This is a genomic window from Pantoea latae (genome assembly GCF_002077695.1).
GTDB lineage: Bacteria > Pseudomonadota > Gammaproteobacteria > Enterobacterales > Enterobacteriaceae > Pantoea > Pantoea latae.
This window is the reverse complement of sequence record NZ_MWUE01000017.1, coordinates 112,017-136,083: the sequence shown is the minus strand read 5'-3', so window position 1 is coordinate 136,083 and position 24,067 is coordinate 112,017. Positions and strand designations below refer to the sequence as shown.

19 protein-coding genes are annotated in these 24,067 nt (G+C 57.4%); 7 read left to right on the top strand and 12 right to left on the bottom strand.

Features of this window, described 5'->3' with window-relative positions; translation table 11 throughout:
- Positions 1 to 73 precede the first annotated feature (73 nt).
- Positions 74 to 2,761 carry a cation-transporting P-type ATPase gene (locus tag B2J69_RS12055; RefSeq protein WP_081139531.1) on the top strand — a complete coding sequence of 896 codons (2,688 nt, stop codon included), beginning with the start codon at positions 74 to 76 and terminating at the stop codon, positions 2,759 to 2,761.
- 344 nt (positions 2,762 to 3,105) lie between these two features.
- Here the strand turns inward: B2J69_RS12055 and B2J69_RS12050 are convergent, their stop codons facing one another.
- From B2J69_RS12050 to galB, 6 genes are all read right to left on the bottom strand, one after another.
- A complete protein-coding gene (locus tag B2J69_RS12050; protein ID WP_081139530.1) occupies positions 3,106 to 4,338 on the bottom strand; it encodes an MFS transporter in 1,233 nt (410 codons plus the stop codon).
- A gap of 62 nt (positions 4,339 to 4,400) precedes the next feature.
- Positions 4,401 to 5,381 (bottom strand): VOC family protein, encoded by a 981-nt coding sequence (locus B2J69_RS12045; RefSeq protein WP_081139529.1) that lies wholly within the window; start codon positions 5,379 to 5,381, stop codon positions 4,401 to 4,403.
- A 317-nt stretch (positions 5,382 to 5,698) separates the two neighbouring features.
- Entirely contained in the window at positions 5,699 to 6,577 is an 879-nt protein-coding gene (locus B2J69_RS12040) for an NAD(P)-dependent oxidoreductase (protein ID WP_407944743.1), read from the bottom strand.
- A gap of 10 nt (positions 6,578 to 6,587) precedes the next feature.
- Entirely contained in the window at positions 6,588 to 7,670 is a 1,083-nt protein-coding gene (locus tag B2J69_RS12035; protein WP_081139527.1) for a 4-oxalomesaconate tautomerase, read from the bottom strand.
- A gap of 2 nt (positions 7,671 to 7,672) precedes the next feature.
- Positions 7,673 to 8,389, bottom strand: a complete 717-nt coding sequence (locus B2J69_RS12030) for a 4-carboxy-4-hydroxy-2-oxoadipate aldolase/oxaloacetate decarboxylase (protein WP_081139526.1) — start codon at positions 8,387 to 8,389, stop codon at positions 7,673 to 7,675.
- Positions 8,386 to 9,123 (bottom strand): 4-oxalmesaconate hydratase, encoded by a 738-nt coding sequence (gene galB / locus B2J69_RS12025; protein WP_081139525.1) that lies wholly within the window; start codon positions 9,121 to 9,123, stop codon positions 8,386 to 8,388. The genes B2J69_RS12030 and galB overlap by 4 nt, the downstream gene beginning before the upstream one ends.
- A gap of 129 nt (positions 9,124 to 9,252) precedes the next feature.
- Between galB and B2J69_RS12020 the strand changes: the two genes are divergently transcribed.
- Entirely contained in the window at positions 9,253 to 10,479 is a 1,227-nt protein-coding gene (locus B2J69_RS12020) for a LysR substrate-binding domain-containing protein (RefSeq protein ID WP_081139524.1), read from the top strand.
- Between the two features lie 240 nt (positions 10,480 to 10,719).
- Positions 10,720 to 12,099, top strand: a complete 1,380-nt coding sequence (locus tag B2J69_RS12015; protein WP_081139523.1) for an MFS transporter — start codon at positions 10,720 to 10,722, stop codon at positions 12,097 to 12,099.
- A 109-nt stretch (positions 12,100 to 12,208) separates the two neighbouring features.
- Here B2J69_RS12015 and B2J69_RS12010 read toward each other — a convergent pair whose 3' ends face one another.
- Both B2J69_RS12010 and B2J69_RS12005 read right to left on the bottom strand, forming a co-directional pair.
- Complete coding sequence (locus B2J69_RS12010) at positions 12,209 to 12,679, bottom strand: ester cyclase (RefSeq protein WP_081139522.1); 471 nt, start codon at positions 12,677 to 12,679, stop codon at positions 12,209 to 12,211.
- Positions 12,680 to 12,689: 10 nt separating this feature from the next.
- Complete coding sequence (locus tag B2J69_RS12005) at positions 12,690 to 14,117, bottom strand: gamma-aminobutyraldehyde dehydrogenase (protein WP_081139521.1); 1,428 nt, start codon at positions 14,115 to 14,117, stop codon at positions 12,690 to 12,692.
- A 321-nt stretch (positions 14,118 to 14,438) separates the two neighbouring features.
- Between B2J69_RS12005 and B2J69_RS12000 the strand changes: the two genes are divergently transcribed.
- Genes B2J69_RS12000 through B2J69_RS11990 form a run of 3 tightly spaced genes read left to right on the top strand, consistent with a single transcriptional unit; the run spans position 14,439 to position 16,221 of the window.
- On the top strand, positions 14,439 to 15,164 hold the full coding sequence (locus tag B2J69_RS12000; RefSeq protein WP_081139520.1) for a FadR/GntR family transcriptional regulator: 726 nt from the start codon (positions 14,439 to 14,441) through the stop codon (positions 15,162 to 15,164).
- 23 nt (positions 15,165 to 15,187) lie between these two features.
- Entirely contained in the window at positions 15,188 to 15,874 is a 687-nt protein-coding gene (locus tag B2J69_RS11995) for a cache domain-containing protein (RefSeq protein ID WP_081139519.1), read from the top strand.
- 41 nt (positions 15,875 to 15,915) lie between these two features.
- Positions 15,916 to 16,221, top strand: a complete 306-nt coding sequence (locus B2J69_RS11990) for a type II toxin-antitoxin system RelE/ParE family toxin (protein ID WP_081139518.1) — start codon at positions 15,916 to 15,918, stop codon at positions 16,219 to 16,221.
- 52 nt (positions 16,222 to 16,273) lie between these two features.
- On the opposite strand, the gene B2J69_RS11985 is transcribed toward B2J69_RS11990, so the two are convergent.
- The 4 genes from B2J69_RS11985 to puuE form a co-directional block, all read right to left on the bottom strand.
- Positions 16,274 to 17,755: an APC family permease gene (locus B2J69_RS11985; RefSeq protein WP_081139517.1), complete on the bottom strand. Its 1,482-nt coding sequence runs from the start codon at positions 17,753 to 17,755 to the stop codon at positions 16,274 to 16,276.
- 149 nt (positions 17,756 to 17,904) lie between these two features.
- The gene (locus B2J69_RS11980) at positions 17,905 to 19,176 is read right to left on the bottom strand and encodes a Glu/Leu/Phe/Val family dehydrogenase (RefSeq protein WP_081139516.1); all 1,272 of its coding nucleotides are present in this window, start codon (positions 19,174 to 19,176) and stop codon (positions 17,905 to 17,907) included.
- Between the two features lie 101 nt (positions 19,177 to 19,277).
- On the bottom strand, positions 19,278 to 20,726 hold the full coding sequence (locus B2J69_RS11975; protein ID WP_081139515.1) for an NAD-dependent succinate-semialdehyde dehydrogenase: 1,449 nt from the start codon (positions 20,724 to 20,726) through the stop codon (positions 19,278 to 19,280).
- Positions 20,727 to 20,729: 3 nt separating this feature from the next.
- Positions 20,730 to 22,004, bottom strand: a complete 1,275-nt coding sequence (gene puuE / locus B2J69_RS11970) for a 4-aminobutyrate transaminase (RefSeq protein WP_081139514.1) — start codon at positions 22,002 to 22,004, stop codon at positions 20,730 to 20,732.
- 101 nt (positions 22,005 to 22,105) lie between these two features.
- Here puuE and pdxR point away from each other — a divergent pair, with 101 nt between their 5' ends.
- Positions 22,106 to 23,578, top strand: coding sequence for a MocR-like pyridoxine biosynthesis transcription factor PdxR (gene pdxR / locus B2J69_RS11965; RefSeq protein ID WP_081139513.1), 1,473 nt, complete (start codon positions 22,106 to 22,108; stop codon positions 23,576 to 23,578).
- Positions 23,579 to 24,067: the final 489 nt, after the last annotated feature.

Sequence of the window (24,067 nt, the reverse complement as noted above, 5' to 3'; positions counted from 1 at the left end):
TTGCTTAATCAGAATGTGTGAATAACGGAATATCACTGCCTTTAATTCCTGAACAGGATTTAAGGAGAAAGCGATGAATACAGCTAAACCAGAAAGCGCCTTGTATCAGCTTTCCATTGAAGAAACGCTGGCCAATACAGGAAGCTCGCCCGACGGCATAAGCGGCGCCGAAGCGGCGTCGCGCCTGCAGCGTTACGGCGAAAACGCCCTGCCGCAGAAAAAGGGCAAGCCTGGCTGGCTGCGCTTTTTAGCCCACTTTAACGATGTCTTGATCTACGTCTTGCTGGCTGCCGCCGTGCTGACGGCAGTCATGGGGCACTGGGTCGATACGCTGGTGATCCTCGGCGTCGCGGTGGTGAACGCCCTGATTGGCCATATTCAGGAAAGCAACGCGGAAAAATCGTTGCAGAGCATCCGTAATATGCTCTCAAGCGAAACGGTGGTCATCCGCGCGGGCCAGCACGAAACGCTGCCTACAACGGCGCTGGTGCCCGGCGATGTGGTGGTCATCCGCGCGGGCGATCGCATTCCGGCCGACCTGCGGGTTATCGAAGCCCACAATCTGCGCGTGGAAGAGGCAATTCTTACTGGCGAATCCACGGTGGTGGAGAAAGGAACGGATGCGCTGACCGGCGAACTGCCGCTGGGCGATCGCACCAACCTGCTCTTCTCCGGCACCACCGTCAGCTCAGGCGGCGGCAAGGGCGTGGTGGTCGCCACCGGCGGCGATACCGAGCTTGGCCATATTAACCAGATGATGTCCGACATTGAAAAACATCGCACGCCGCTGCTGGTGCAGATGGACAAGCTGGGCAAGGCCATTTTCCTGATCATTCTGGCAATGATGGCCGCGCTGTTTGTATTCAGCCTGCTGTTCCGCGATATGCCGGTTTCTGAGCTGATGCTTTCCCTGATCAGCCTCGCCGTTGCCTCGGTGCCCGAAGGGCTTCCCGCCATAATTTCCATTATCCTGTCGCTGGGTGTGCAGACCATGGCCCGCCAGCAGGCGATTATCCGTAAGCTGCCGACCGTGGAAACGCTCGGCGCTATGACCGTTATCTGCTCAGATAAAACGGGCACGCTGACGATGAATGAGATGACCGTTAAGGTCATTATTCACGCCGATCGCATCTACCGGGTGAGCGGCGACAGTTATGAACCGGTCGGCAACATCCACGAAATCGATCGACCTGATCCTACTGCCGTCGTACCCGGCTCGCTGCTGGCGCACTATTTGCGCACCATCGATCTCTGCAACGACAGCCAGCTGGTCAAAGATGAGCATGGATACTGGCGTATTACCGGCGGGCCAACCGAGGGCGCCCTGAAAGTGCTGGCGGCCAAAGGCCAGTTGCCCGCCGTGACCAGCGAATTGCGCAGTAAAATCCCGTTCGACTCGCAGTATAAATACATGTCGACGCTCTATCGCATCGGCGAAGAGGAGCGCATTCTGATTACCGGTGCGCCCGACGTGTTGTTCCGACTGTGCCAGCAGCAGCAGACGGAAAATGGTTTGCAGCCGCTGGATCTCGCCTGGTGGGAAGCGAAAATTGAAGAGTATGCGCGAGAAGGGCTGCGCATGGTGGCGGCGGCATGGAAGCCTGCGACGCCTGGGCAGCGCGAACTTACGCACCAGGATCTGCAACAGGGAGTAATCCTGTTAGGGATTGCCGGGATGATGGATCCGCCGAGGCCGGAGGCCATTACCGCCATTGGAGACTGTCTGCAGGCGGGCATTCGCGTCAAGATGATCACGGGCGACCATCCGCAAACCGCCATGAGCATTGGCCAGATGCTGGGCATCGGTAATGCCGCCTCGGCGATCACCGGCCGCGAGCTGGAGAAGATGAACGAACAGCAGCTTAGTGAAGCGGCGCAGAACTATGACATTTTTGCCCGTACCAGCCCGGAAGATAAGTTCCGCCTGGTGCAGGCGCTGCAACAGAAAAAAGAGATTGTTGGCATGACCGGCGATGGCGTGAACGACGCGCCGGCGCTGAAGCAGGCAGATGTGGGCATCGCGATGGGCATCAAGGGAACAGAGGTGACCAAGGAAGCGGCGGATATGGTGCTAACCGATGACAATTTCGCCACTATCGCCAGCGCGGTGCGCGAAGGACGCCGCGTCTACGACAATCTGAAGAAAACCATTCTGTTTATAATGCCCACTAACCTGGCGCAAGGGCTGCTGATCATTATCGCCCTGCTCGCTGGCAATCTGATCCCACTGACGCCCGTATTGATTTTGTGGATGAACATGGCGACCTCTGCCACGCTCTCTTTCGGTCTGGCCTTTGAGGCGGGCGAGCAGAACATCATGCGGCGTCCTCCGCGCGATCCAAAGCTGCACGTGATGGATGGCTTTGCTATCTGGCGCGTGATCTTCGTCGGCTCGATGATTGCCGTCAGCGCCTTTGTCCTTGAGGCGTGGCTGCAACCGCGCGGCTATTCGCCCGAGTTTATTCGCACCGTACTACTGCAGACGCTGGTCACCGCGCAGTGGTTTTATATGCTGAATTGCCGCGTCTCCAACGGCTTCTCCCTGAATAAAGGGCTGCTGCTCAATAAAGGCATCTGGGTCGTCAGCGCGGTGCTGCTGGCGCTGCAGCTGCTTATTATCTATACGCCTGTGATGCAGATGCTGTTTGGCACGGCGGCGCTGCCTTTCCGCTACTGGGTTATCACCTTCGTCATCGGCTTTGTGATGTTCCTGATTGTCGAGATCGAAAAACCCTTAACTCGCCGGTTCAGAAAGGCGTAGCGCTGCTGCCTGCGCAGGCAGCCTGTCTGCCTGCGCGTGATGTAGCGCGAAGATGTGCAGTGCTTCCTGCCAGGTATCCATGGATGCGCATGCTTTCAAACATCAGCCATCACGCTCAGCGTTGGCAGGCGATCCTGAAGCGTAATCAACACTATAAAAGTGAAGGTGTCTGAAACAGGCACTGCGCGGCGTGCCTGGCGAGCGGATCAAATGGAACTTCCCCAGGTTCCTGAACGGCCGCGACGGTAGCCTCATCAGGGGTTTTGCGCCGCTCTACCCCAGAGAAAACGGAAACCGTCATCCTTTCCGCGCTGGAAACCTGAGAAATCCTGCACCGATACGCGCTATTCCACCTGCGCCAGATCCACGCCCGTTGCGTTGGGCAGACACAGCGCCGCCATGATAGCGACGCAGTAAGAGGTAATGGCCAGCGCGCCCATCGCGTAACCCAGCGCGATATGACTCGAGACGATGCCGACCAGCGCGGGCATTAAAGAGCCGAATCCGCGGCCAAAACTGGCGCAGAATCCCGCGCCGCTGCCGCGGATCTGCGTGGGATAGAGTTCAGAGAAAGCAGGCGTTAAGCCTGACGCCAGGCCGCCCTGCAGCGCTCCCAGCAAAAAGCCGAGCCCCAGCGTGATATCAAGGCTGATACTGGCAAACATATAGACGCTAACCACGCCGATCTGGCACAGCAAAAAGAGAATAATGGTTTTCCAGCGGCCAAACTTGTCGCTTAATCGACCATAAATAAAAGGGCCGACCAGCGAGCCCAGAATATTTATCGCTAAATAGCCGGACATCGACACCACCGGCAGCCCCAGCTCCATACGCAGATAGGTCGGCAGCCAGGTGATCATAATATAGGCGCCGCCAAAAATGCCGCTGGCCAGCAGGGTCGCCGTAACGGTAATGCGGCGGTGCTTTAGCTGAAAGATCTCGGTGATCTTACGCTTCTGCTGCTGCGGCGAGCGCTGAGTAAAGACGGGCGACTCAGGCACCAGACGGCGAATAAACCAGACCAGAATGGCCGGCACGATGCCGATCAGAAAGAACAGCTTCCACGCCAGCTCCTGCGGAAAAAAGTAAAGCAGGATCGGCAGGACGGTTAACGAGATAGCGTAGCCCAGCGCATAGCCGCTCTGGATAGAGGCGCCTACCCGGCCGCGATAGCTGGCGCGGATGACCTCGCTTATCAGCACGCCGCCGACCACCACTTCCCCGCCATAGCCGAGCCCCTGCAGGAAACGGACGATCAGAAACTGCCAGAACTCGCCACACAGCGCGGTCAGCGCGGTAAAACAGGCGACCCACAGCACGGTAAGCTGCATCACGCGTATGCGGCCCCAGCGGTCAGCGAGAAAGCCCGCGCTCCAGCCGCCCAGGGCGCTGCCGATAAGCGACGCAGAGCCTAAAATGCCCGCCTCGGCTTTGGTTAAAATGGCCAGGCTGAGTAAGATTGGCATCACCAGCGAATAGATGGTGCTGTCCATGGAATCCAGGGTGAATCCCCCCAGACAGGCCCACCATGTTTTTTTCTCGTCCTTATTCAGTTCACCGTACCATCCCGTTTTCATTATTCACCTGTCGCCTGGATGTTGAAAAAGTGGGTGAGATTGCGCCGCCCGCGGAGCCGTTATTATTCTTTGTGTTCTTTGGCCACTGGCGGGGTGCCGTGGGTGTGGAAGGTATCAATGGTTTTTAGTCCCCACGCCTGCCCTTTTTTACGCTCCGCTTCGGTCCAGACGATGGTTTCCCAGTCCGGCGCCAGAATCAGGCGCGCGCCGGAGTTGGCCAGCTCAACGCGGTTGCCCGCCGGCTCCCAGACATAGAGGAAAAAGGTGCCCTGAATGGCATGCTTGTGCGGCCCGGTTTCTATATGGACGCCGTTTTCAAGGAAAATGTCCGCCGCACGCAGAATGTCCTCACGGGTGTCGGTGGCGTAGGTCACATGATGCAGACGGCCGTTGCCGCCGCCATGCTCTTCGGTGCAGGCCAGGTCGTAGGTTTTATTGTTGATGGTGAACCAGCAGCCGCCAATACGGCCGTTATCCAGCTGGATCATCTCCGTTACCCGCGAGCCAAGACAGGTTTCCATAAACAGTTTGAATTCACTGACGTCCGCCGCCAGCAGGTTAAGGTGATCGAGGCGGCGAGGCGAAGCGCCGCGCCCATGGTAGCGCTGCGCTAAATTTTTAAGCGATGGACGCTCGGCGGCTTCAGCCTGATAGCGCACGGTATCGTAATAAATCTCAAATACATGCCCGAAAGGATCCATAAAGCGAAAGGCGCGGCCGTGGCCCTGATCGTTCTCCTGCCAGCCGATCACCTCATATTTGCTGGCCTCAATGACGGCCACGCGTCGCATCAGCGCCGCTTCCGAGCTGGCGCGATAGGCAATGTGTCCGACACCCGTTGTATGATGACGCGTCAGTTTCAGGGTATGAAATTCGTAATCATCCCAGGCGCGCAGCCATGCGTGATCCTCATCCTGAGCCGAGACGGTCAGGCCATAGACGTTGACGAAGAAGTGGAGACTTTCTTCAAATTTGTCCGTAAAAATCTCAACGTGCGCCAGGTGAGCAATATCGTAACAAGGCTCAGGAAGTTGATTTGCCATGAAAATCTCCAGTACAGGTAAAGGTATCGATGTTTCATCGTTATTAAGGGATAAGGTAACTGCCTTTTATCCGGGCGATCAGTGGCTTTTCACGCAAAAGGTATGAGTTTCATTTATATTGTGACCGCGTTAACAGGCTGACAGGCGTCCATTAGCAGCCTCAGGCGGGCAGCGTGTGAACAGGGAAGGAAAGAGTGGTTAGTTTGAGAGCGTTACAGGGAGAGGGAAATCGACGATGCGGGCGCCCGGCCCGCGTCAGGGGGAAAACCAGCGCCGCTGAGGAGAGTACCTCAACGGCATTGCGGTGTTTAATGCCCTTATTTGGGCTGCAGTCTGTCCAGCGCCTCCTGCCAGATAAACGGGGTCAAATCGCTGTAGCGCAGATCGTGCGTCGCCATCTGCGCCGGCAGCGACGCCTGCACCTGCTGCGTCGCGCGACTCATGGCCGCGGACACGCCCACATCCTGCAGGGTCTTCACCACTTCGCCCATCTCTTCGGCGCGCCTGACGCCATGCTCCGCCACGCGGCTGATAAGGTAGTGCGGCAGCTGCTGATCCCATCCCAGCGACGGAAAGCTGGCGTGCAGCGAACGCAGCACCGCCTCTTCCACGCCGTAGCGCTGCGCGGCGCTAAGGCATTCAGTGGTTAACGCCTCCAGCCCTTTAATCATCACGCTGCGGCACATCTTAATGGCTGACACGTCACCGATGCGCTCGCTCGCGGCGCGCGCGTGACAGCCGAGTTCGCATAGCGTGGCCGCCACATCACTGGCATGTTGCCCGCCAGCCAGTAACGGCGTGGCCAGCCGTGCAGGCGGCACCGGCGCCATCACCGCAATGTCCAGATAGTCGCCGGCGCCTGAGGCAACCGCCTGCGCAGCGGCACGCTTGGTTTCGGGCGCCACGGAATTGAAATCCAGCAAATACTGGCCGGCCGCCAGTAGCGGTGCTGCCTGCTGCGCGACGTCGAGCGCATTGCCTGCGGTGACCAGCGACAGCACTAAATGCGCGCCCTCCAGCACCTCAGCCAGCGAACGGGCGGGCTGCACGGCGAACTTCGCCGCCACGCCGAGCAAATGTTCTGCCTGCGCGCCATCAAACTTCTTGTCCCAGACACGCACATCCGCAACCTTTCCCAGATCCTGCGCGTAAATCTGTCCCGCTTCGCCAAACCCGATAATCGCAATGCGCATGATTCAGCTCTCCTTAATCCTTTAACCATACCGAGCCCGGCACCGCGACCCGGCCGTCAAACAGCAGTCGCGCAGTGCGGATCAGGCCGCTGTGGGTGATATTCCCGGCGGCGTCTCGCGTCAGCATCACGCTGAACTGCCCTGTGGGATGCTCTACCGCCAGCCGCTGCGCGCGGGCGTCGCTGATGCGCGCCACGTCCTCCGTGACGGCGCCGGGAATAAGGCAGGCGGTCGCCACGCTGACCGCGCCTAATACGCCAATCGAAGCATGGCAGCGGTGAGGGATAAAGGTGCGCGTGGTCAGCGCGCCGTCCTGGGTCGGCGCGGCAATCAGGGTCATTTTCGGCACGGTGCGATGGGTGACGTCGCCGAGGTTCATGCGCGGTCCCGCCTGCAGGCGGATCGACTCCAGACGTGATTTCAGCTCCTCATCCTGATCCAGCTGCTCGCGCGTTTCCAGCCCGGTGCGCTGCAAATCCGCCGCCCTGATCAGCACCACGGGCATGCCGTTGTCGATGCAGGTCACCGCGATGCCGTCAAAGCGATCGCAGGCGTTGCCGGTTGGCAGCAAAGCGCCGCAGCTGGATCCGGCAATATCCTGAAAACTGAGCACCTGTTCAGCCGCAAATCCGGGCACCCCGTCAATCTGCGTATCGCCTTCATACTCCACCGCGCCGTCAGGCGTGGCGACGTCGGCTTCGGCAATCTGGCCGGTGTTCACCATAAAAATGCGCACCCGCGTCGTGGCGCCCTGCACCTTCACTAGCCCTTTTTCAATGGCGAACGGGCCAACCGCAGCCAGAATGTTGCCGCAGTTTTGCCCATAATCCACCACGGCTTTATCCACATTCACCTGCGCAAACAGGTAGTCGACATCGGCATCCGGGCGCGCTGAAGCAGAAATAATGGCGACTTTGCTGGTGAGCGGATCGGCGCCGCCGATGCCGTCAATCTGACGGCGGTCAGGCGAGCCCATCACCGCCAGCAAAACGCGATCGCGCAGCGCTTCATCGGCAGGCAGGTCAGTCTCCAGAAAACAGGCGGCTTTCGAGGTGCCGCCGCGCATCAGTACGCAGGGTATTGTGGTCTGTTTCATGGTCAGGCGTCTTTCAGTTCATCAAGGGTCGCCACATAGCGCAGCCCTTTTGCCGCCAGTGTCGGCCGCATGTGATAAATATCCAGCCCCAGTTCGCCGGCGGCGAGGCGCTGGCGTTTGCCCTCCTCCGCATCGACGCGCTTTTGCGCTGCGGCATGCACCGTTGCGGCCTGCTCGCGCGGCACAATCACCACGCCGTCATCATCGGCGATCACGATATCGCCCGGATTAATCAGCTGGCCCGCGCAGATCACCGGCACATTTACCGATCCCAGCGTCTCTTTTACCGTTCCCTGCGCCCAGACCGCGCGTGACCAGACTGGGAAATTCATGTCGCGCAGCGTCTGGCTGTCGCGAATACCGATGTCGCCGACCAGCGCGACGACGCCGCGCGCCTGTAACGACGTCGCCAGCAGGTCGCCAAAAAAGCCGTCATGGCAGTCAGAGGTAGGCGCCACCAGCAGCACATCGCCTGGCTGACACTGTTCGACCGCCACATGAAACATCCAGTTATCGCCGGGCGAGACCAGCACGGTGACGGCGCTGCCGGCAATGGCCCGGTTCTGCTGAATCGGACGCACCCGCACGTCAAGCAAACCGCTACGCCCCTGCGCTTCATGGGTGGTGGCGACGCCATAGCGCGCAAAGTCGGCCATTAAGCTGCTCGCCGCGCGCTGGATGCGGGTGACGACCACGCCCTTTCTGTTCACATGGCTCATGACAGATCCTCCGTGACGCGCGGAAACAGGCTCTGATAGCCTTCGCCGTGGCTGATCACCTTCGGCGAGGCGATGCCGACGTTACGTTTTGCCTGCACGCCGCGCTGCAGGGCCACGCGGGTATAGTATTCCCACAGGTGTTCCTGTCCCGCCATGCACTGTATCGCGGCATATTTTTTGTCCCAGACCGAGGTGATATCCAGCAGCACGTCAGGCTTCCAGTTGCACTGCTCGGGCTGATGTGGCTCGAAACAGTAGACCGGCGGCGCGCCGATAATGGGTTCGCCCGGACGATAGCCTTCGGCCTGCGCGATAATGCGCGCCTCCTGCGTCAGGTTGGCCGCCAGCGGATGATCGTAGTTATAGGGATCGTTGACCGAATGGGTCAGGACGAAGTGCGGCTGCACCGTGCGAAACACATCCGCCAGACGGAACAGCGTCTCTTTGTCAGCCCGCAATGGATAATCGCCAAGATCAAAGAATTCAATGCTGGCACCGAGGATTTTCGCCGCTGCTTCAGCTTCTTCCTGGCGCTTCTGCTTGACCAGGGCTTCCGTCATGTTGCCCTTACGCCAGAGCTTCGCCGATTCGCCGCGTTCGCCATATGACAGGCAGACCACGTGTACGTCATAGCCTTGTGCAGCATGCAGCGCAATCGCGCCGCCTGCGCGCCAGACAAAATCAGCGGAATGCGCACTGACCACTAAACCGGTTTTTTTCGCCATCTTTTCCATCGTCATATCCTGCGTTTGCCGTTTTTTTCATCCTGACATGGTGTAGAAGGGACGGATAATGCCTTTCATTGCGCGAGCTATGATTTTTATTTATGTTGTGATTCACCCTGCAAAATACCCAGCGCGAAAATGAAAATAAAATCTCAGGATTATATGATTAAAATCATGCAGATACGTGCGTTTTGCATGATTGCGGAACGCGGCACCGTTTCCGATGCAGCTGACAAATTGTTTCGCACGCAGTCGGCGATCACCCGTTCAATCCGTGATCTTGAACACACTTTAGCGACGCCGCTGTTTGAACGGCACTCAAGCGGCATGCTGCTGACGGAGATGGGAAAATGTGTCCTGCCGCGCGCCCGGCGGGCGATTCAGGAGCTGCATCATATTCCCCTGTTGCTGAGCAAGCTGAAGCAGCGTGACAGCCAGCGTGAAGAGGCGGAACCCATCTGGCTGTTCAACCTGAGACGATTACAGATCTTTCTTGCGCTGGGACGTTTTCACCACACGCAGAGCGTGGCGGTTTCGCTCGGCATCAGCCAGCCAGCGGTCAGCGCGGCACTGAAGGTGCTGGAGAAGGGCGCGGGTCTGGCGCTGTTTCAGCGCACGCCGAAAGGCATGATGCCTACGCCGGCCGGACGCGAGATCGCGCCCTTCATTAGCCGGGCGCTGAATGAAATCCGTCATATCCCGGAAGATCTCGCGGCACAGCAGGGCATACTCACCGGCACCGTGCACGTTGGCGCCCTGCCGCTGTGCCGCAGCAGCCTGCTGCCGCAGGCGATTACGCAGATGGTGAAGCGCTATCCCGGCGTTAAAGTCGTCACCAACGAAAGCGCGTTCAGCGCGCTGGTTTCCGAGCTGCGTGCCGGCGATATCGATTTTATTCTCGGCGCGCTTCGCCAGAACGACGCCGTTCCGGATATTCAAAATCAGGTGCTGTTCGATGAAGAGTTGATTTTGGTGGCGCGACCGCAGCATCCCCTGGCCGGTCGTCTGCTGACGCCGGATGATCTGGCGCAGACGCAGTGGCTCCTGCCCCGAGAAAACAGCCCAGCCCGCTATTTACTGGAGCGCGCCTTTGAGGCACTCGGCATGCCTGCGCCGCAGCCGGTGGTTGAAAGCGGCGATCTGGCTATCGTCAGGGGCGTGCTGCTGCAGTCAGATATGGTGGCGGCGGTTTCATCTCATCAGCTTGAATATGAATTAGGGGCCAACATATTGATACCGCTGACGCTTAATCTGCCCGATACGCGGCGGGAAATTGGCTTAACGCTCCGTCAGGGCGCGCTGCACTCACCTGCCGCCAGGGCGTTGCTGAACTGCATTGACGAAATAATGAAAGAAATAGCCTAAACGAAATTCATACAACATCCTGTCGGGTTGTGCGTCAGAATGAGCCAGTGCCGCGCTCTGACGCCTTTTTTTTCCTCTGCTGCCTGTGTTAATCCCATCACAATATAAACGTAACTCATACCACTAAAAGCCTTTTTAAACAGACAGGCCTTTGCGCCGCGCATAACGTGTTAGCTGATTGTTACCTTCCTCTCACCACAACGATAGCTGCCGTATGCAGCACAGAAGAGAGCGTACCCAATGACAGCAAACAACCTGATCAACGTTAAAACGTGGATTGATGCGCGGCCGGTTTCATCCTTTCAATGGCGCGTGCTGGTGCTATGCCTGATTATTATTATGTTCGACGGCTATGACGCCGCCGTGATGGGCTTTGTGGCACCGGCTTTGATTGAACACTGGGGCATCAGCCGCTCCGCCATGGGGCCCATTCTGGGCGCGGCGATGTTCGGCGTTGCGCTGGGCGCCCTGATCGCCGGGCCGTTGTCGGACCGATATGGACGCAAGCGCGTGATCTTACTCTCCGTGCTGATCTTCTCTACCTTTAGTCTCGCCTGCGCCTGGGCAGGCTCGCCCACGCAGATGGCGCTGCTGCGCTTTATTGCGGGACTAGGGCTGGGCGCGGTGATGCCGAACTGCGTGACTTTACTCTCTGAATATATGCCTGAGCGCCGCAAGGGCGTGATGATCACGCTGATGTTCAGCGGCTTTAATATCGGTTCTGGACTGGGCGGCTTTATCGCGGCCGGGTTGCTTGCCCATTACCACTGGCCTGCGGTGCTGATTTTCGGCGGCGCGCTGCCGCTGATCATGCTGCCGTTCATTGGCTGGCTGCTGCCGGAATCGGCGCTTAACCTGGTGGTGCGCAAAGCGCCGCGCGCGCAGATCGCCGCCCTGCTGAACCGCATGGGCGGAAATTTCACCGCCGATCACGCCTTTATCCTTAACTCTCCCGGCGTGAAGCGTAAAAGCACCATTGCAGAACTGTTTCGTCATGGCTTTGCGCGCGGCACCATTATCCTGTGGCTGACCTATTTTATGGGTCTGTTCGTGATCTATCTGCTCAATGGCTGGCTGCCGACCATTATGCGTTCTGGCGGCATTTCGCTGGAACAGGCCGCTATTATTGCCGGCTTATTCCAGCTGGGCGGCCCGGTGGGCGGCATCATTGTCGGCGCATTGATGGACAAACTGCGGGCAAAATGGGTGATCGGTGTGGTCTATTTTATCGGCTGCGCCTGTTTGATTATTCAGGGGCTGGCAGGCCTGAGCGGCGTGGCGCTTGGCGTCATTATCTTTATTACGGGCATGTGCATTAACGGCGCGCAAAATGGCCTGCAGGTCTATTCCCCCGCTTACTATCCAACCGAAATCCGCGCCACCGGCGTCAGCTGGATGCACGGTATCGGCCGCACTGGCGCCATCCTGAGTTCATCGACTGGCGGCCTGTTGATGGGCGCCTTTCCAGGGCAGTCAGCGATCTTTTTTGTTCTTGCGCTGCCGGCGCTGCTGGCCGCGGTCAGTATTGTTTTACACCGCAACGTTCAGCTGGAGATGAAAATCAAAGGCGCCGGGCTGAGCGAGATCCCTGCCCTGTCGCAAACCTTAAATAATCGATAAGGGCATACGGATAAGGGCGTGGTGCCGGACGCGAGAGCAATCGGAACAGGTAATGTTAATGCTTCTCCACGCCCAGACGTGGAGAAGCATTTACCCGTAGGCTTGAGGTTTAGTTTTTTTGCAGCTCAGCCTCGAGCTTTTTGGAATCATAATAGTCGCCCTGCCAGGTGATTTTCCCGTCTACGACTTTGATAAAGCTGACCCCTTCAAACTTGATGTTGTTGTTGGTTGCCGGTGCGCCCGCCCATTCGCCCGAGTTCTTGCCGGAAAACTGCCACTGAAAAGCGATGGTATCCTTGTTATAAACGGGCTGGCTGGTCATCTTCCACTGCAAATCAGGCACCGCGCGGATAAACGCGCCGATGACCTCTTTTTCCGCGCTCTCCTTGCCCTTGACCGGCGACCCGGTGGCGGCATCGTAATAAACGACATCTTTCGCCAGATAACGCGCGGCCTGCGACGCGTCATGGGCATTCCATGCGGCCATATAGCTGCTGACCACGGACTGAGGCGATGCTTCCGCCATCACAGCAGAAGAGATCAGCGCCAGAGAGAGCGCAGCGAGTTGGATCGATTTCATCTTGCTTCCTTTAGTGGTTGATGTCGCACATGATGTGTTTTACGCGGGTGTACTCATCCAGTGAGTACGATGAGAGATCCTTGCCATAGCCCGATTTTTTAAAGCCGCCGTGCGGCATTTCCGCGCACAGCGGGATATGGTTGTTGATCCACACCGTGCCAAAATCGAGTTCGATGCTGAAACGCTGCGCGCGGCCGTGGTGGCGGGTCCAGACGCTTGCCGCCAGCCCATACTCCACGTCATTGGCTTTGTTCAGGGCGTCCGCTTCGTCAGAGAAGCGCTGGATGGTCATCACCGGCCCAAACACCTCATGCTGTATCGCCTCGTCATGCTGTTCAAGCCCGGAGATAATGGTGGGCTCAAAGTAGTAGCCCGGTCCTTTTCCCGCACGGCCGCCGGTTTCAATTTTGGCGTGAGCGGGCAGACGCGCGATAAAACCGCTGACCTGATCAAGCTGATTGCGGCTGTTTAACGCGCCGTAGAGGGCGTCGCGATCGTCAGGCGTGCCGAACCTGATTTCACGCGTCCTGGCGACCAGTTTTTCCAGAAACGTCTCATAGGCCGAGTCCTCAACCAGGATGCGCGTTGCCGCGGTGCAATCCTGACCGGCATTGAAAAACCCGGCGGTGGTAATTGTCTCTACGGCCTTGGCCATATCGGCATCCGCAAAGACGATAACCGGCGCCTTACCGCCCAGCTCCAGATGCGCCTTGGTGAGATTGGCGGCGGCTGAGGCCGCAACCTGTAGCCCTGCCCGCACCGATCCGGTAATGGAAACCAGCGACGCGACTGGATTTGATACCACAAGCGAGCCGGTTTCAGCCTTGCCCAGCACCACGTTAAACGCGCCGGCGGGGAAAAACGGCGCGGCTAGCTCAGCAAGGAGCAGCGTGCTGACGGGCGTGGTGTCGCTCGGCTTCAGAACCACCGTATTGCCGGCAGCCAGCGCGGGCGCGATTTTCCACACCGCCATCATAAAGGGATAGTTCCAGGGCGCGACCTGGCCGACAATGCCCAGCGGTTCGCGCCGAATAACCGAAGTGAATCCGGCGGCGTACTCGCCCGCCGCCTTGCCTTCAAGACAGCGCGCGGCCCCGGCAAAAAAACGGATAGCGTCGCAGGACGCGGCGATTTCCTCTTTCTCAATAAAATGTTTGAGCTGCCCGGTTTCTTTACTCTGCCACTCCGCCAGGCGGGTGATATTTTTCTCGATTTCATCGGCTAACTTAAGCAGCGCTTTTTGTCTTTCAGCCGGCGTCGACTTTTTCCAGACGATGAACGCCTGTTCAGCCGCAGCGTAGGCAAGATCGACCTCCGCTTTGCCGCCGTTGGGCGACTGCGCATAGATTTCACCATCAACCGGACTGACCAGATCGAAAAAATCACTTCCCTGACTTGATACATACTGCCCATTGATAAAGTGCTGTAGGGTTTGCATCGCCTTCTCCGCTCGCATTAATACATAAAAGATATTATGTAATATATTATGAGGCGAACATTCAATCATCGCGTCCTGACAACATGAAGCGCATCGCATTTCTAACAAATCGATTACAATCCGTTCGCTAAGCGGCGGGCATGCGTCTGCTTCCCGCTGATAATGGGGCTGTGTGCTGGAGGGCATCAGCTAAGAAGAAGGGGAAAATCGGGCGCTCTCTTCTGCATCTTTTAACAATTACTCGACGGTATTTACTTCTTCCGTGCCCGGGTTGTTTATGCTAAGTATGGCGCCCTGTATAAGGGACTTTCAGAGAAGATTATGATTACTCACGCGGTTATATTCGCCCCTATTGGCCAGGCCAGTCGTTCTGATCAGATCGTTCAGCGTCTTACCAATGCCATTGTTACCGGCCTGCTTGAACCGCATGAACAGCTGCCCAATGAGTCGGATCTGGCAAAGATGATGGGTGTCTCGCACATTACCATCCGCGAAGCGTTAAACACCCTACGCGCGAACGAACTGATCCACACGGTGCGCGGCCGCAACGGCGGCAGTTTTGTCTGTGAAACGGTTCCCGAATCGGGCAAGAATCTTCATCCCTTCCGCAGCATCAGCACGGATTACCTCGCCGATCTGGGCGAAATGCACAGCGCGATAATCAGTCACAGCGCGAGACTCGCGTCGCGCAGGATGACCCAGACGGATTTGAATCGCTTACTGGAATTTACCGACGTGCTGGCAAAAGCGGAAACGCCAGAGCAGCGAACCCAGGCGGATATGCGCTGTCTGCTGGCCATCGCGGCCAGCTCACAGTCGGCAAGGCTCGCCAACCAGGAGCTGCAACTGCAGGCGGAATGGGCTTCTTTAGTCGCCGCGCTCTACCGTTCGCGCGATATTCATCGCGAGGTGATCGCGCTCTATGCTGTGCTGACAGAAGCGCTGGCCTCCCATTCAGAACAGACGGCGGTTCAGGCTGCCTCACAGCTTATTGATACCTTTACCGAATATTTATTAGAAAAGAAAATGAATTACCACTCTGAATAATAACCGTATAGGCAGTGTAGAAAATGAATCACGCAGAGCACCTTAGCGCGCTAACCCGTAAAATTGACGACATCATTCACTCCACTGTCGAGAGTACTGGTTTATTAGCAGATGAGATTCGGCAATCTCTCAAGGAGAGCCGGCCGGAGATATTACTGGAGCCCGGCGTTAAAACCGCGATTCAGTCGCATATCAAACAGACTCTCAATAGCAACCTTTACTGCTCCGGGGCGGGTTTTGCCAGCCATATAGAAAGCGCCGGCGCGGTGCGGGAGTACTGGCTGCTTGAGTGGTGGTACAAAAAGGATAAAGGCCTAAAGCAGGTGAGTCTCGATCTTGACCAGGCCACGCAGCAGCGGCTCGATTTTCGCACCTTCGAATGGTTTAAAACCCCGGTCGCCGAAGGTAAAGCCTATATCCACGGCCCTTACGTCGACTATATCTGCAACACCTCGCTGACGCTGACCGCCGCCGTGCCCGTTGTCATCGACGATAAAGTGCTGGGCGTCGCGGCGCTCGATATCCTCGTCAGCCGGGTTGAAGAGGAGCTATTACCGCTCTGCGGCAAGGAGAAGATCATCCTGACCAACCCAGACGGCCGGATCATTTTCTCGACTAATCCTCGCCTGCGCATTGGCGAACTGTTCAAAGCGGACGAGCAGCAAATGATTGACCAGAACAGCTACACCCTTCTCTGGTCAGCCCGCTAACGGCGGACGAGCTGGAAAAAGCAGGAGAATAGGAATCAGGGATGACGGAACGCTATACCAAAGAAGCGCGGAGCCAGATCCGTTCTATCCGCGCTTACCCACATCGGCGCTGGGGCCAGGAAGTTGCCGATCTCTACGCGCAGTCACTGCGCGTGACCATGACAGAAATTCTCGACCGCAAACCTTCTCCAGGCCTGAACCGCAGTAACGATCTCGGCGACGGCATTCTCAGCTTTCCCTGTGAGAGCCACGTCATTTATTACCGTGAGACGGATTACGGCATTGTGCTCCCTGGCGTCCTGCACCCTTCGCAGGATGCCATGCGTCATCTGCCACACAGCAGATAAAAAAGCCGTAGCGCTTTAGGCTACGGCTTAAGGTTGCAAAGGCGCCGGGCTATCAGACGCCCTCTTCCGCCCTTAGCTTGCTGGCATATTCAATGGCGTCATTTTCTGGCGCGCTGGAGCGCCCAAAGGGTTTGGCGACAGCCATATAGAGCAGGCCGGCAATCAGCACCACCGCCAGACCCACCAGCACCGTCCAGCGATCCAGGAAGCTGTCGCCGTCGGCTGGCTGAGCCAGCAGCCAAATCCCACACAGGCCATAGAGCAGCGCGAACAGGTTGACGATCACGCCCCACGAGCCGAGCGTCCACTCGCCCGCTGGCTTCCAGCCCTTGAGACGCTGGCGCAACGCCGCCAACACCACCAGCTGGAAAGAGATGTAAATGCCGATCACGGCAAACGCGGTAATGCGCGACAGATTATCCGGCTGAAAGTAGACCCAGACGCAGATGATAACGGGCAGGATGCAGCTGACCAGCATGGCGTTGTCCGGCACACTGTTTTTGGAAATTTTGGCCATCCATTCGCTGCCCGGCAGCATTTTGTCGCGAGAGAACGAGAAGATAAGACGGCTCAGCGCCGCCTGCAGCGACAGGATACAGGAGAGCATCGCAACGATCGCGACGACGATAAATATCGTGGCGCCTGTGCTGCCCAGCGCTTCGTTAAGAATGGCCGGGATAGGATCGGCGATTTTACCGTTGACGATATCGATCAGATCGGGCGAGGAGAGCAGATACCCCATCACTGAAATCACGGCGGAAATGGCGCCAAAAACAATGCTGAGGATCATCGCCAGCGGGATTTTTTTGCCGGGATTTTTGACCTCTTCCGCCACGTTGCCGCAGGCTTCGAAACCAAAGAACATAAACAGCCCCATCAGCGCGGCGGACATAAACGCCGTGGTGTAGCTGCCGTCTTTCGCCATCACTCCCATGGAGTCAAAGATAACGGAAAACGGCTGAGAACGATGGAAGATCAGCAGATAGATGCCCAGCGCAATCACGCTCACGATTTCGCACCAGAACCCGATCTTCGCCACGCGCGCCAGGTTCTTGGTGCCCGACATATTCACGCCCATCATCATCAGCAGCAACACGACGGAGGTCATCAGCAGATTGAGCGGCGTTTGCGCAAAGTGGAACAGAGAGGCGACAAAGGTAGAGGTGTATTCGGCAATCGAGGTAATGGTGACCACCAGCGCCCACAGGTAGATCCATGCGGCGATCCAGGCGAATTTTTTTCCCCATAAACGCCTTGCCCAGGGATATAACCCGCCGGTGATCGGATACTGGGAAGCGACTTCGCCAAACACCAGCGCCACCAGCAGCTGCCCGCAGGCGACGATCAGGATCCACCAGACCGCAGGCGGACCGGCCAGCGTCACGGCCAGCGCAAACAGCGAATAAACGGCGGTTAGCGGTGAAAGGTAGGTAAACCCAAGCGCAAAGTTAGAGATAAGCCCAATCGATCTGTTGAACTGTTCTTTGCTTTCGGGCTGATTATTATAGAGATTTTTTTCAGGTGTCTGTTCCATATGTCGTTCTCTTTAATGGCATAATCGCAGGCGATAGAGAGTAATTTATAAAACATAATAAGTTATATGTATATTGCGTATGTCACAGTTTTGTTAAACATTACCTGATGGCTAATCAGCGGCAGCAGCCCCGCGCGGCGGGCCGGAAATCAGGGATAGATGCCGCGCTCTTCGCGCGCAATCAGAATGCGCTCACAGGCAATGGCATAGGCAGCAGTGCGCAGCGACACGCCCAGCTCAAGAGACTTGTTCCAGACATAGTCGAACGCGCTGAGAATAATGGCGTCCAGCTTTTGATAAATTTCGTTTTCCGACCAGTAGAAGCTTGAAAAATCCTGCACCCATTCGAAGTAGCTAACGGTCACCCCGCCTGCGTTGCAGATCACATCGGGCAGCACCGTAATGCCGCGCTCGCGCAGAATGTCATCCGCCTGCGGCACCGTCGGGCCGTTGGCGCCTTCCAGCACTAGCCGGCAGTCGAGTCGTTCTGCGCGCGACGCAGTGATCTGGCCTTCAAGGGCGGCCGGTATCAGGATGTCGTAACGAAGGGTCCAGAATGCGTCGTGGTCAACCTCGGCAGCGCCGGCAAAGCCGCGGATTTCCCCCCGCGCCTGCTGCCAGGCGATCAGCGCCGCTATATCGATGCCCTGTTCATTCACCAGCGTGGCGGAATGATCCTGAACGGCAATAATGCTGGCGCCTTCCTGCGCAAACAGCTGAGCCGCCACGCTGCCGACATTGCCGAAGCCCTGAACGCCGATACGCGCCTGGCTGACGTCGATATGTAAACGTTCTGCCGCCTTGCGCCCGGTGACAAACACGCCGCGACCGGTTGCCTTCACGCGTCCCAGCGATCCGCCCAGGTGAACCGGCTTTCCGGTGACGACGCCGGTGGTCGTGGCGCCCACGTTCATGGAATAGGTATCCATCATCCACGCCATCACCTGCGCATTGGTGCCGACGTCCGGCGCGGGAATATCCTGCTGCGGCCCGATAATTAAACCGATTTCGCTGGTATAGCGTCGGGTCAGCCGCTCCAGCTCTTTTTTGGTCAGCGAGGCGGGATCGACGCGGATGCCGCCTTTGGCGCCGCCGAAAGGCAGGTTAAGCGCGGCGCATTTCACCGTCATCCAGGCGGAAAGCGCCATCACCTCTTCCAGCGTCACGTCCGGGTGAAACCTCACCCCACCTTTTCCCGGCCCGCGAGAGAGGTTGTGCTGCACGCGATAGCCCTCAAAATGCCTGACGCTTCCGTCATCCATTTCCAGCGGAATATCGACAATCAGGGCGCGCTTGGGACGCGTCAGGGTTGACGCCCAGAAGGTCAGGTCGCCCAGATGCGGAAGAACGCGCTCCACCTGAGTAACAAAAATCGACCATGCAGAATCTTTATGGCTATTGAGAAAGGACAGGGTGTTCATTCAGACTCCTTAACAGCGCTTCACGGCGGTTTAAAGGCAAAAAAAACGACGATAATCAATATCGTCGCGACTCATGCGAGCAAAGTACTACGGCAGATTAATTACAAAGCGACGCAAACATATTTAATTTCGAGATACTCATCCATGCCGAAGCGCGAGCCTTCACGGCCTAGCCCGGACTGCTTGATGCCGCCGAACGGCGCGACTTCGTTAGAGATCAGGCCGGTATTGACGCCGACCATGCCATATTCCAGCGCCTCGGGAACCAGCCATTGACGTCGGGCGTCGCGGGTAAAGATATAAGCGGCAAGACCAAATTCCGTCTCGTTGGCATACTGAATCACCTCTTCATCCGTGCTGAACTGAAACAGCGGCGCCACCGGGCCAAAGGTTTCCTCGCGGGCAAAACGCATCGACTGGTCGACATTGCCGATCACCGTTGGCGTAAAGAAATTGCCCCCCAGCGGATGGCGTTTTCCTCCTGTCAGCAGGGTGGCCCCTTTCTCAAGCGCATCATGGATATGGGACTCCACTTTATTCATCGCTCTCTCATCAATAAGCGGCCCCTGATTAATGGTTTCATCCAGACCGTTGCCCACCTTAAGCGCGTTGACCGCGTTGACCAGCGCATCTGACAGCGCGGCGTAAATGCCGCGCTGCACATAGATTCGGTTCGCGCAGACGCAGGTCTGGCCGCTGTTGCGGAATTTCGAGGCCATAATGCCGGCGACAGCCTGCTCGAGATCGGCGTCGTCAAACACGATAACCGGCGCGTTGCCGCCCAGCTCGAGGGACAACTTCTTAATGCTGGGCGCGCACTGCGCCATCAGGGTGCGGCCGGTCTCGGTAGATCCGGTAAAGCTCAGTTTGCGCACCGTCGGGTTCTGGCAAAGCTCCTCGCCTATTGCACGCGGATCGCCCGTCACCACCTGAAGCACGCCGGCTGGCAGCCCCGCCTCTTCGCCCAGCCGGGCAAGCGCCAGCGCCGTTAACGGCGTCTGCTCTGCGGGTTTGACAATGATGGCGCAGCCCGAGGCCAGCGCGGGCGCCACTTTGCGCGTGATCATCGCCGCGGGAAAATTCCACGGCGTGATGGCCGCGCAAACCCCGACAGGCTGCTTCGTCACTACGTAACGCTGCGACGCGTTGACCGGCTGCAACACCGCGCCGTCAACGCGCCGCGCCTCTTCGGCGAACCACGTAATGAACGAGGCGGCGTAGGCGATTTCGCCTCGCGCTTCCGCCAGTGGTTTTCCGCCCTCTGCGGTGATCAGGCGAGCCAGATCCTCGCGGCTTTCCTCAATAAGCGACACCCAGCGATGCAGGATTTTCGCGCGCTCGGTTGCGGTGCGTCGCTTCCATTCGCGCTGCGCCTGTTCCGCATAAGCAATAGCGCGCTGCGTCTCTGCACGGCCCAGCAGCGGCACGCTGGCGATCTCTTCGCCCGTCGCGACATTTTTTACGCTCAGTGTCGCGCCCGAATCGGCGCCGATCCACTGGCCTTCTACCAGATTTTTCTCGATAAGGAGTGCCGGATTGTCTAGTTTCATCCTCTATGCCTCCTGGATTTTTGTCGCAGATGCGATGATCTTCAGCGCCTTGTCAAACTGGGCGTCGGGAATGGTTAAGGGATAGAGAAAGCGGATCACGTTGCCATACTGGCCGCAGGTCAGCAGCAGCAGCCCCTGCTCAAGCGCCCGCTGCTGGATTTTCTGCGCGGCGGCGGCGGAAGGCTCGCCGGTCTGCGCATCGCAGAATTCAGCCGCGATCATCGAGCCCAGCCCGCGGATCTCAGCCAGTTCAGCGCACCATTCCTGACAGTCGCGCAGCGCCACGCGCAGACGCTCGCCCAGCGCGTCGGCACGCTGACAGAGCTGTTCATCTTTGATGATATCCAGCACCGCGTGCGCTGACGCCACCGCCATGGGGTTGCCCGCATAGGTGCCGCCCAGGCCGCCTGGCGCAGGCGCGTCCATGATCTCAGCTTTGCCCACCACGCCAGAGAGCGGCATACCGCCCGCCAGGCTTTTCGCCATGGTCATCAGGTCGGCCTGATGCTGATAGTGATCCATAGCAAACAGCTTGCCTGTGCGGGCGAAGCCGCTCTGCACCTCATCCGCGATCATTACAATGCCATGCTCATCGCAGAGGCGACGAATAGCGGCGATCAGTTCCGGCGGTGCGACATTGAACCCGCCCTCGCCCTGCACCGGTTCAAAGATAATTGCCGCCACCTGACTGGCGTCGATATCGGCCTTAAACAGGCGCTCGATGGCGATCAGGGTGTCGGCGGTGGTGACGTTATGAAGTTCTGACGGATAGGGCACGTGAAAAACCGAGCCAGGGAAAGGACCGAAGCCTTTCTTATAGGGCGCGACTTTGCCGGTCAGCGCCATGGTCATATAGGTGCGGCCGTGGAAGCCGCCGCCGAAGGCGATGATGCCAGGCCGTCCGGTGTAGGCGCGCGCGATTTTCACCGCGTTCTCTACCGCTTCCGCACCCGTGGAGAAAAACGCGGTTTTCAGCTCGCCTTCAACAGGCGCGGCAGCATTGATTTTTTCCGCCAGTGAGATGTAGCTCTCATAGGGGACGATCTGATAGGCGGTATGGGTAAAAGCCTTGAGCTGCTGCTCCATCGCCGCCACCAGACGAGGATGACGATGGCCGGTGTTCAGCACCGCAATGCCCGCCGCAAAATCGATATATTCATTGCCCTCGACATCCGTCAGGGTGCTGTTTTCTGCTGAGCTGGCGTAGAAGTTGCACATTACGCCTACTCCGCGTGGAGTGGCATTCAGACGACGCTGCTGAAGATTGTGATTACCCATTGTAAGCCCCTTCTATCCAAATTTATTTGAAGTACGGGAGACAATCTGTCAGCGTTTGGTACCTTATTCGAGAGCCAAATCATTTTATTTACAGGATCCAAATGCGCTCACTTGCCGGAGATGTGATCAGACAAGCATTTTTTAACCGCGCCGAAGAGAAGCTGCACAAGCGACTCTATCTCGCCATCTGTGACGCTATCCTGTCAGGTAATCTGACCCCTTCCTCGCGCATGCCGCCGACGCGCGATCTGGCTGAGGAGCTGACGCTGTCGCGCAATACGGTGTTGCGGGTTTATGAGCAGCTGCAGGCAGAGGGCTATATTTCATCCCGTACCGGTAGCGGGACATTCGTGACGCACAGCGTGCTGGATAATTTAGAGTGCAGGCCTGCCATCAGAAACCAGGAGGCGACTGTTGAGGAGTATTCACCCCTTTCGGCGCGCGGCTTGCAGCTGCTGGAGCATGCCAGCGCGAGCCCCAGGCAATGGGGCGCGTTCTTACCCGGCGTGCCAGACGTGGCGAATTTCCCGCATCGCGTGCTGAAAAAATTCACCGATCGCCAGGCTCGTCAGCTCTCTCCCGAACTGTTGACCTATGACACCACGGGCGGCTCAGAGCGGCTTAAAGCTGCGCTGACCGATTATCTGCGCACCGCGCGCGGGGTGCAGTGCACGCCGGATCAGATTTTGATCACCGAAGGCATTCATCAGGCGCTCGACCTGGTGACGCGTTCGCTGTGCAACCCTGGAGACAAGGCCTGGACGGAGGAGCCGGGATACTGGGGTATTAAAAATATTCTCCGTATGAACAGCGTCGAGATTGTCACCATGCCGGTGGATGAACAGGGCCTGGTTCCCGACGGTGAAGAGAGCGAGCCGCCCAGGCTGATCTTTGTTACCCCTTCTCACCAGTATCCGCTGGGTTCGGTGATGAGCCTGAGCCGCAGGCAGCTACTGCTGGCGCAGGCACGAAAAACCGCAAGCTGGATCGTCGAGGATGACTATGACAGCGAGTTCCGTTTTGCTGGCCAGCCTATTCCTGCCTTGCAAGGCCTGGAGGCTAATAGCCCGGTGATCTATGTGGGCACCTTCAGTAAAACCCTCTATCCGGCGCTGCGGCTCGGCTATATGGTCTTGCCAGAGCAGTTGAAAACGCCGCTAAAAAGAATGCATAGCGAACTCTATCGCGGCGGCCATCAGCTGACGCAGGCTGCCCTGGCGGACTTTATCCGGGAAGGCTATTACGCGGCTCATATACGTAAAATGCGTCAGCTATACAGCCGACGCAGGCAAATTTTAGTGAATTTAATCAGTGAAAAACTCGGCAGCTGTTTTCTGGGCCAGTACAACAGCAATGCCGGACTGCATTTGATTATGCAGTTACCTGCAGAAGTTGATGATGTCAGTCTGGCGCAGCGCGCAAATGAGCAGGGCATTCTGGTGCGCGCCCTGTCGAGCTACTATGCCAGCGATAAAAAGCTATCAGGATTACTGCTGGGGTTTGCCAGCATGGAAGAAAGCGAAATCAAAACCAGTTTTCATCAACTCGCCGCGCTGATCAACGCGGCGACATAGGTCTATTGCTCTCATTCTGGAGCCGCTTAAGCAAAGCGGCTGCTGTTTATCCTCTCACGCACGCCTTCCCTTACAAACGACCTAACTGATTGAATTTAAATTTATTAATCATCCTAAAGCGATGGGTTTCGTTGGCCAGCTAAAAAAGCTTACAGAACATTAAGATAAAAGAAATTTAACATTTTTGTGACACTAAGCATATACATATATAATATTATGTTTTATATATTACCCCACTGGATTACGCCATTTGATTACCCAGTTAGTAAAGAGATGGATGTTTAAGATAATTCTCAAGATAACGCAGCGAGTAAAGGCGGATCCAGCCAGAAGATGCTCGCTATAAAAATCCTGTGACTGGGGTAAATATCGCTACAAAAATTGCAGGGAGTTTTCGCTACGACTCTTCTCGCGGATTTAGCCACGCGGGCGATAACGTGGTTATCAAAGAAGAACAGCAGGGATGATAAAAAGCCTGAACGGGACACG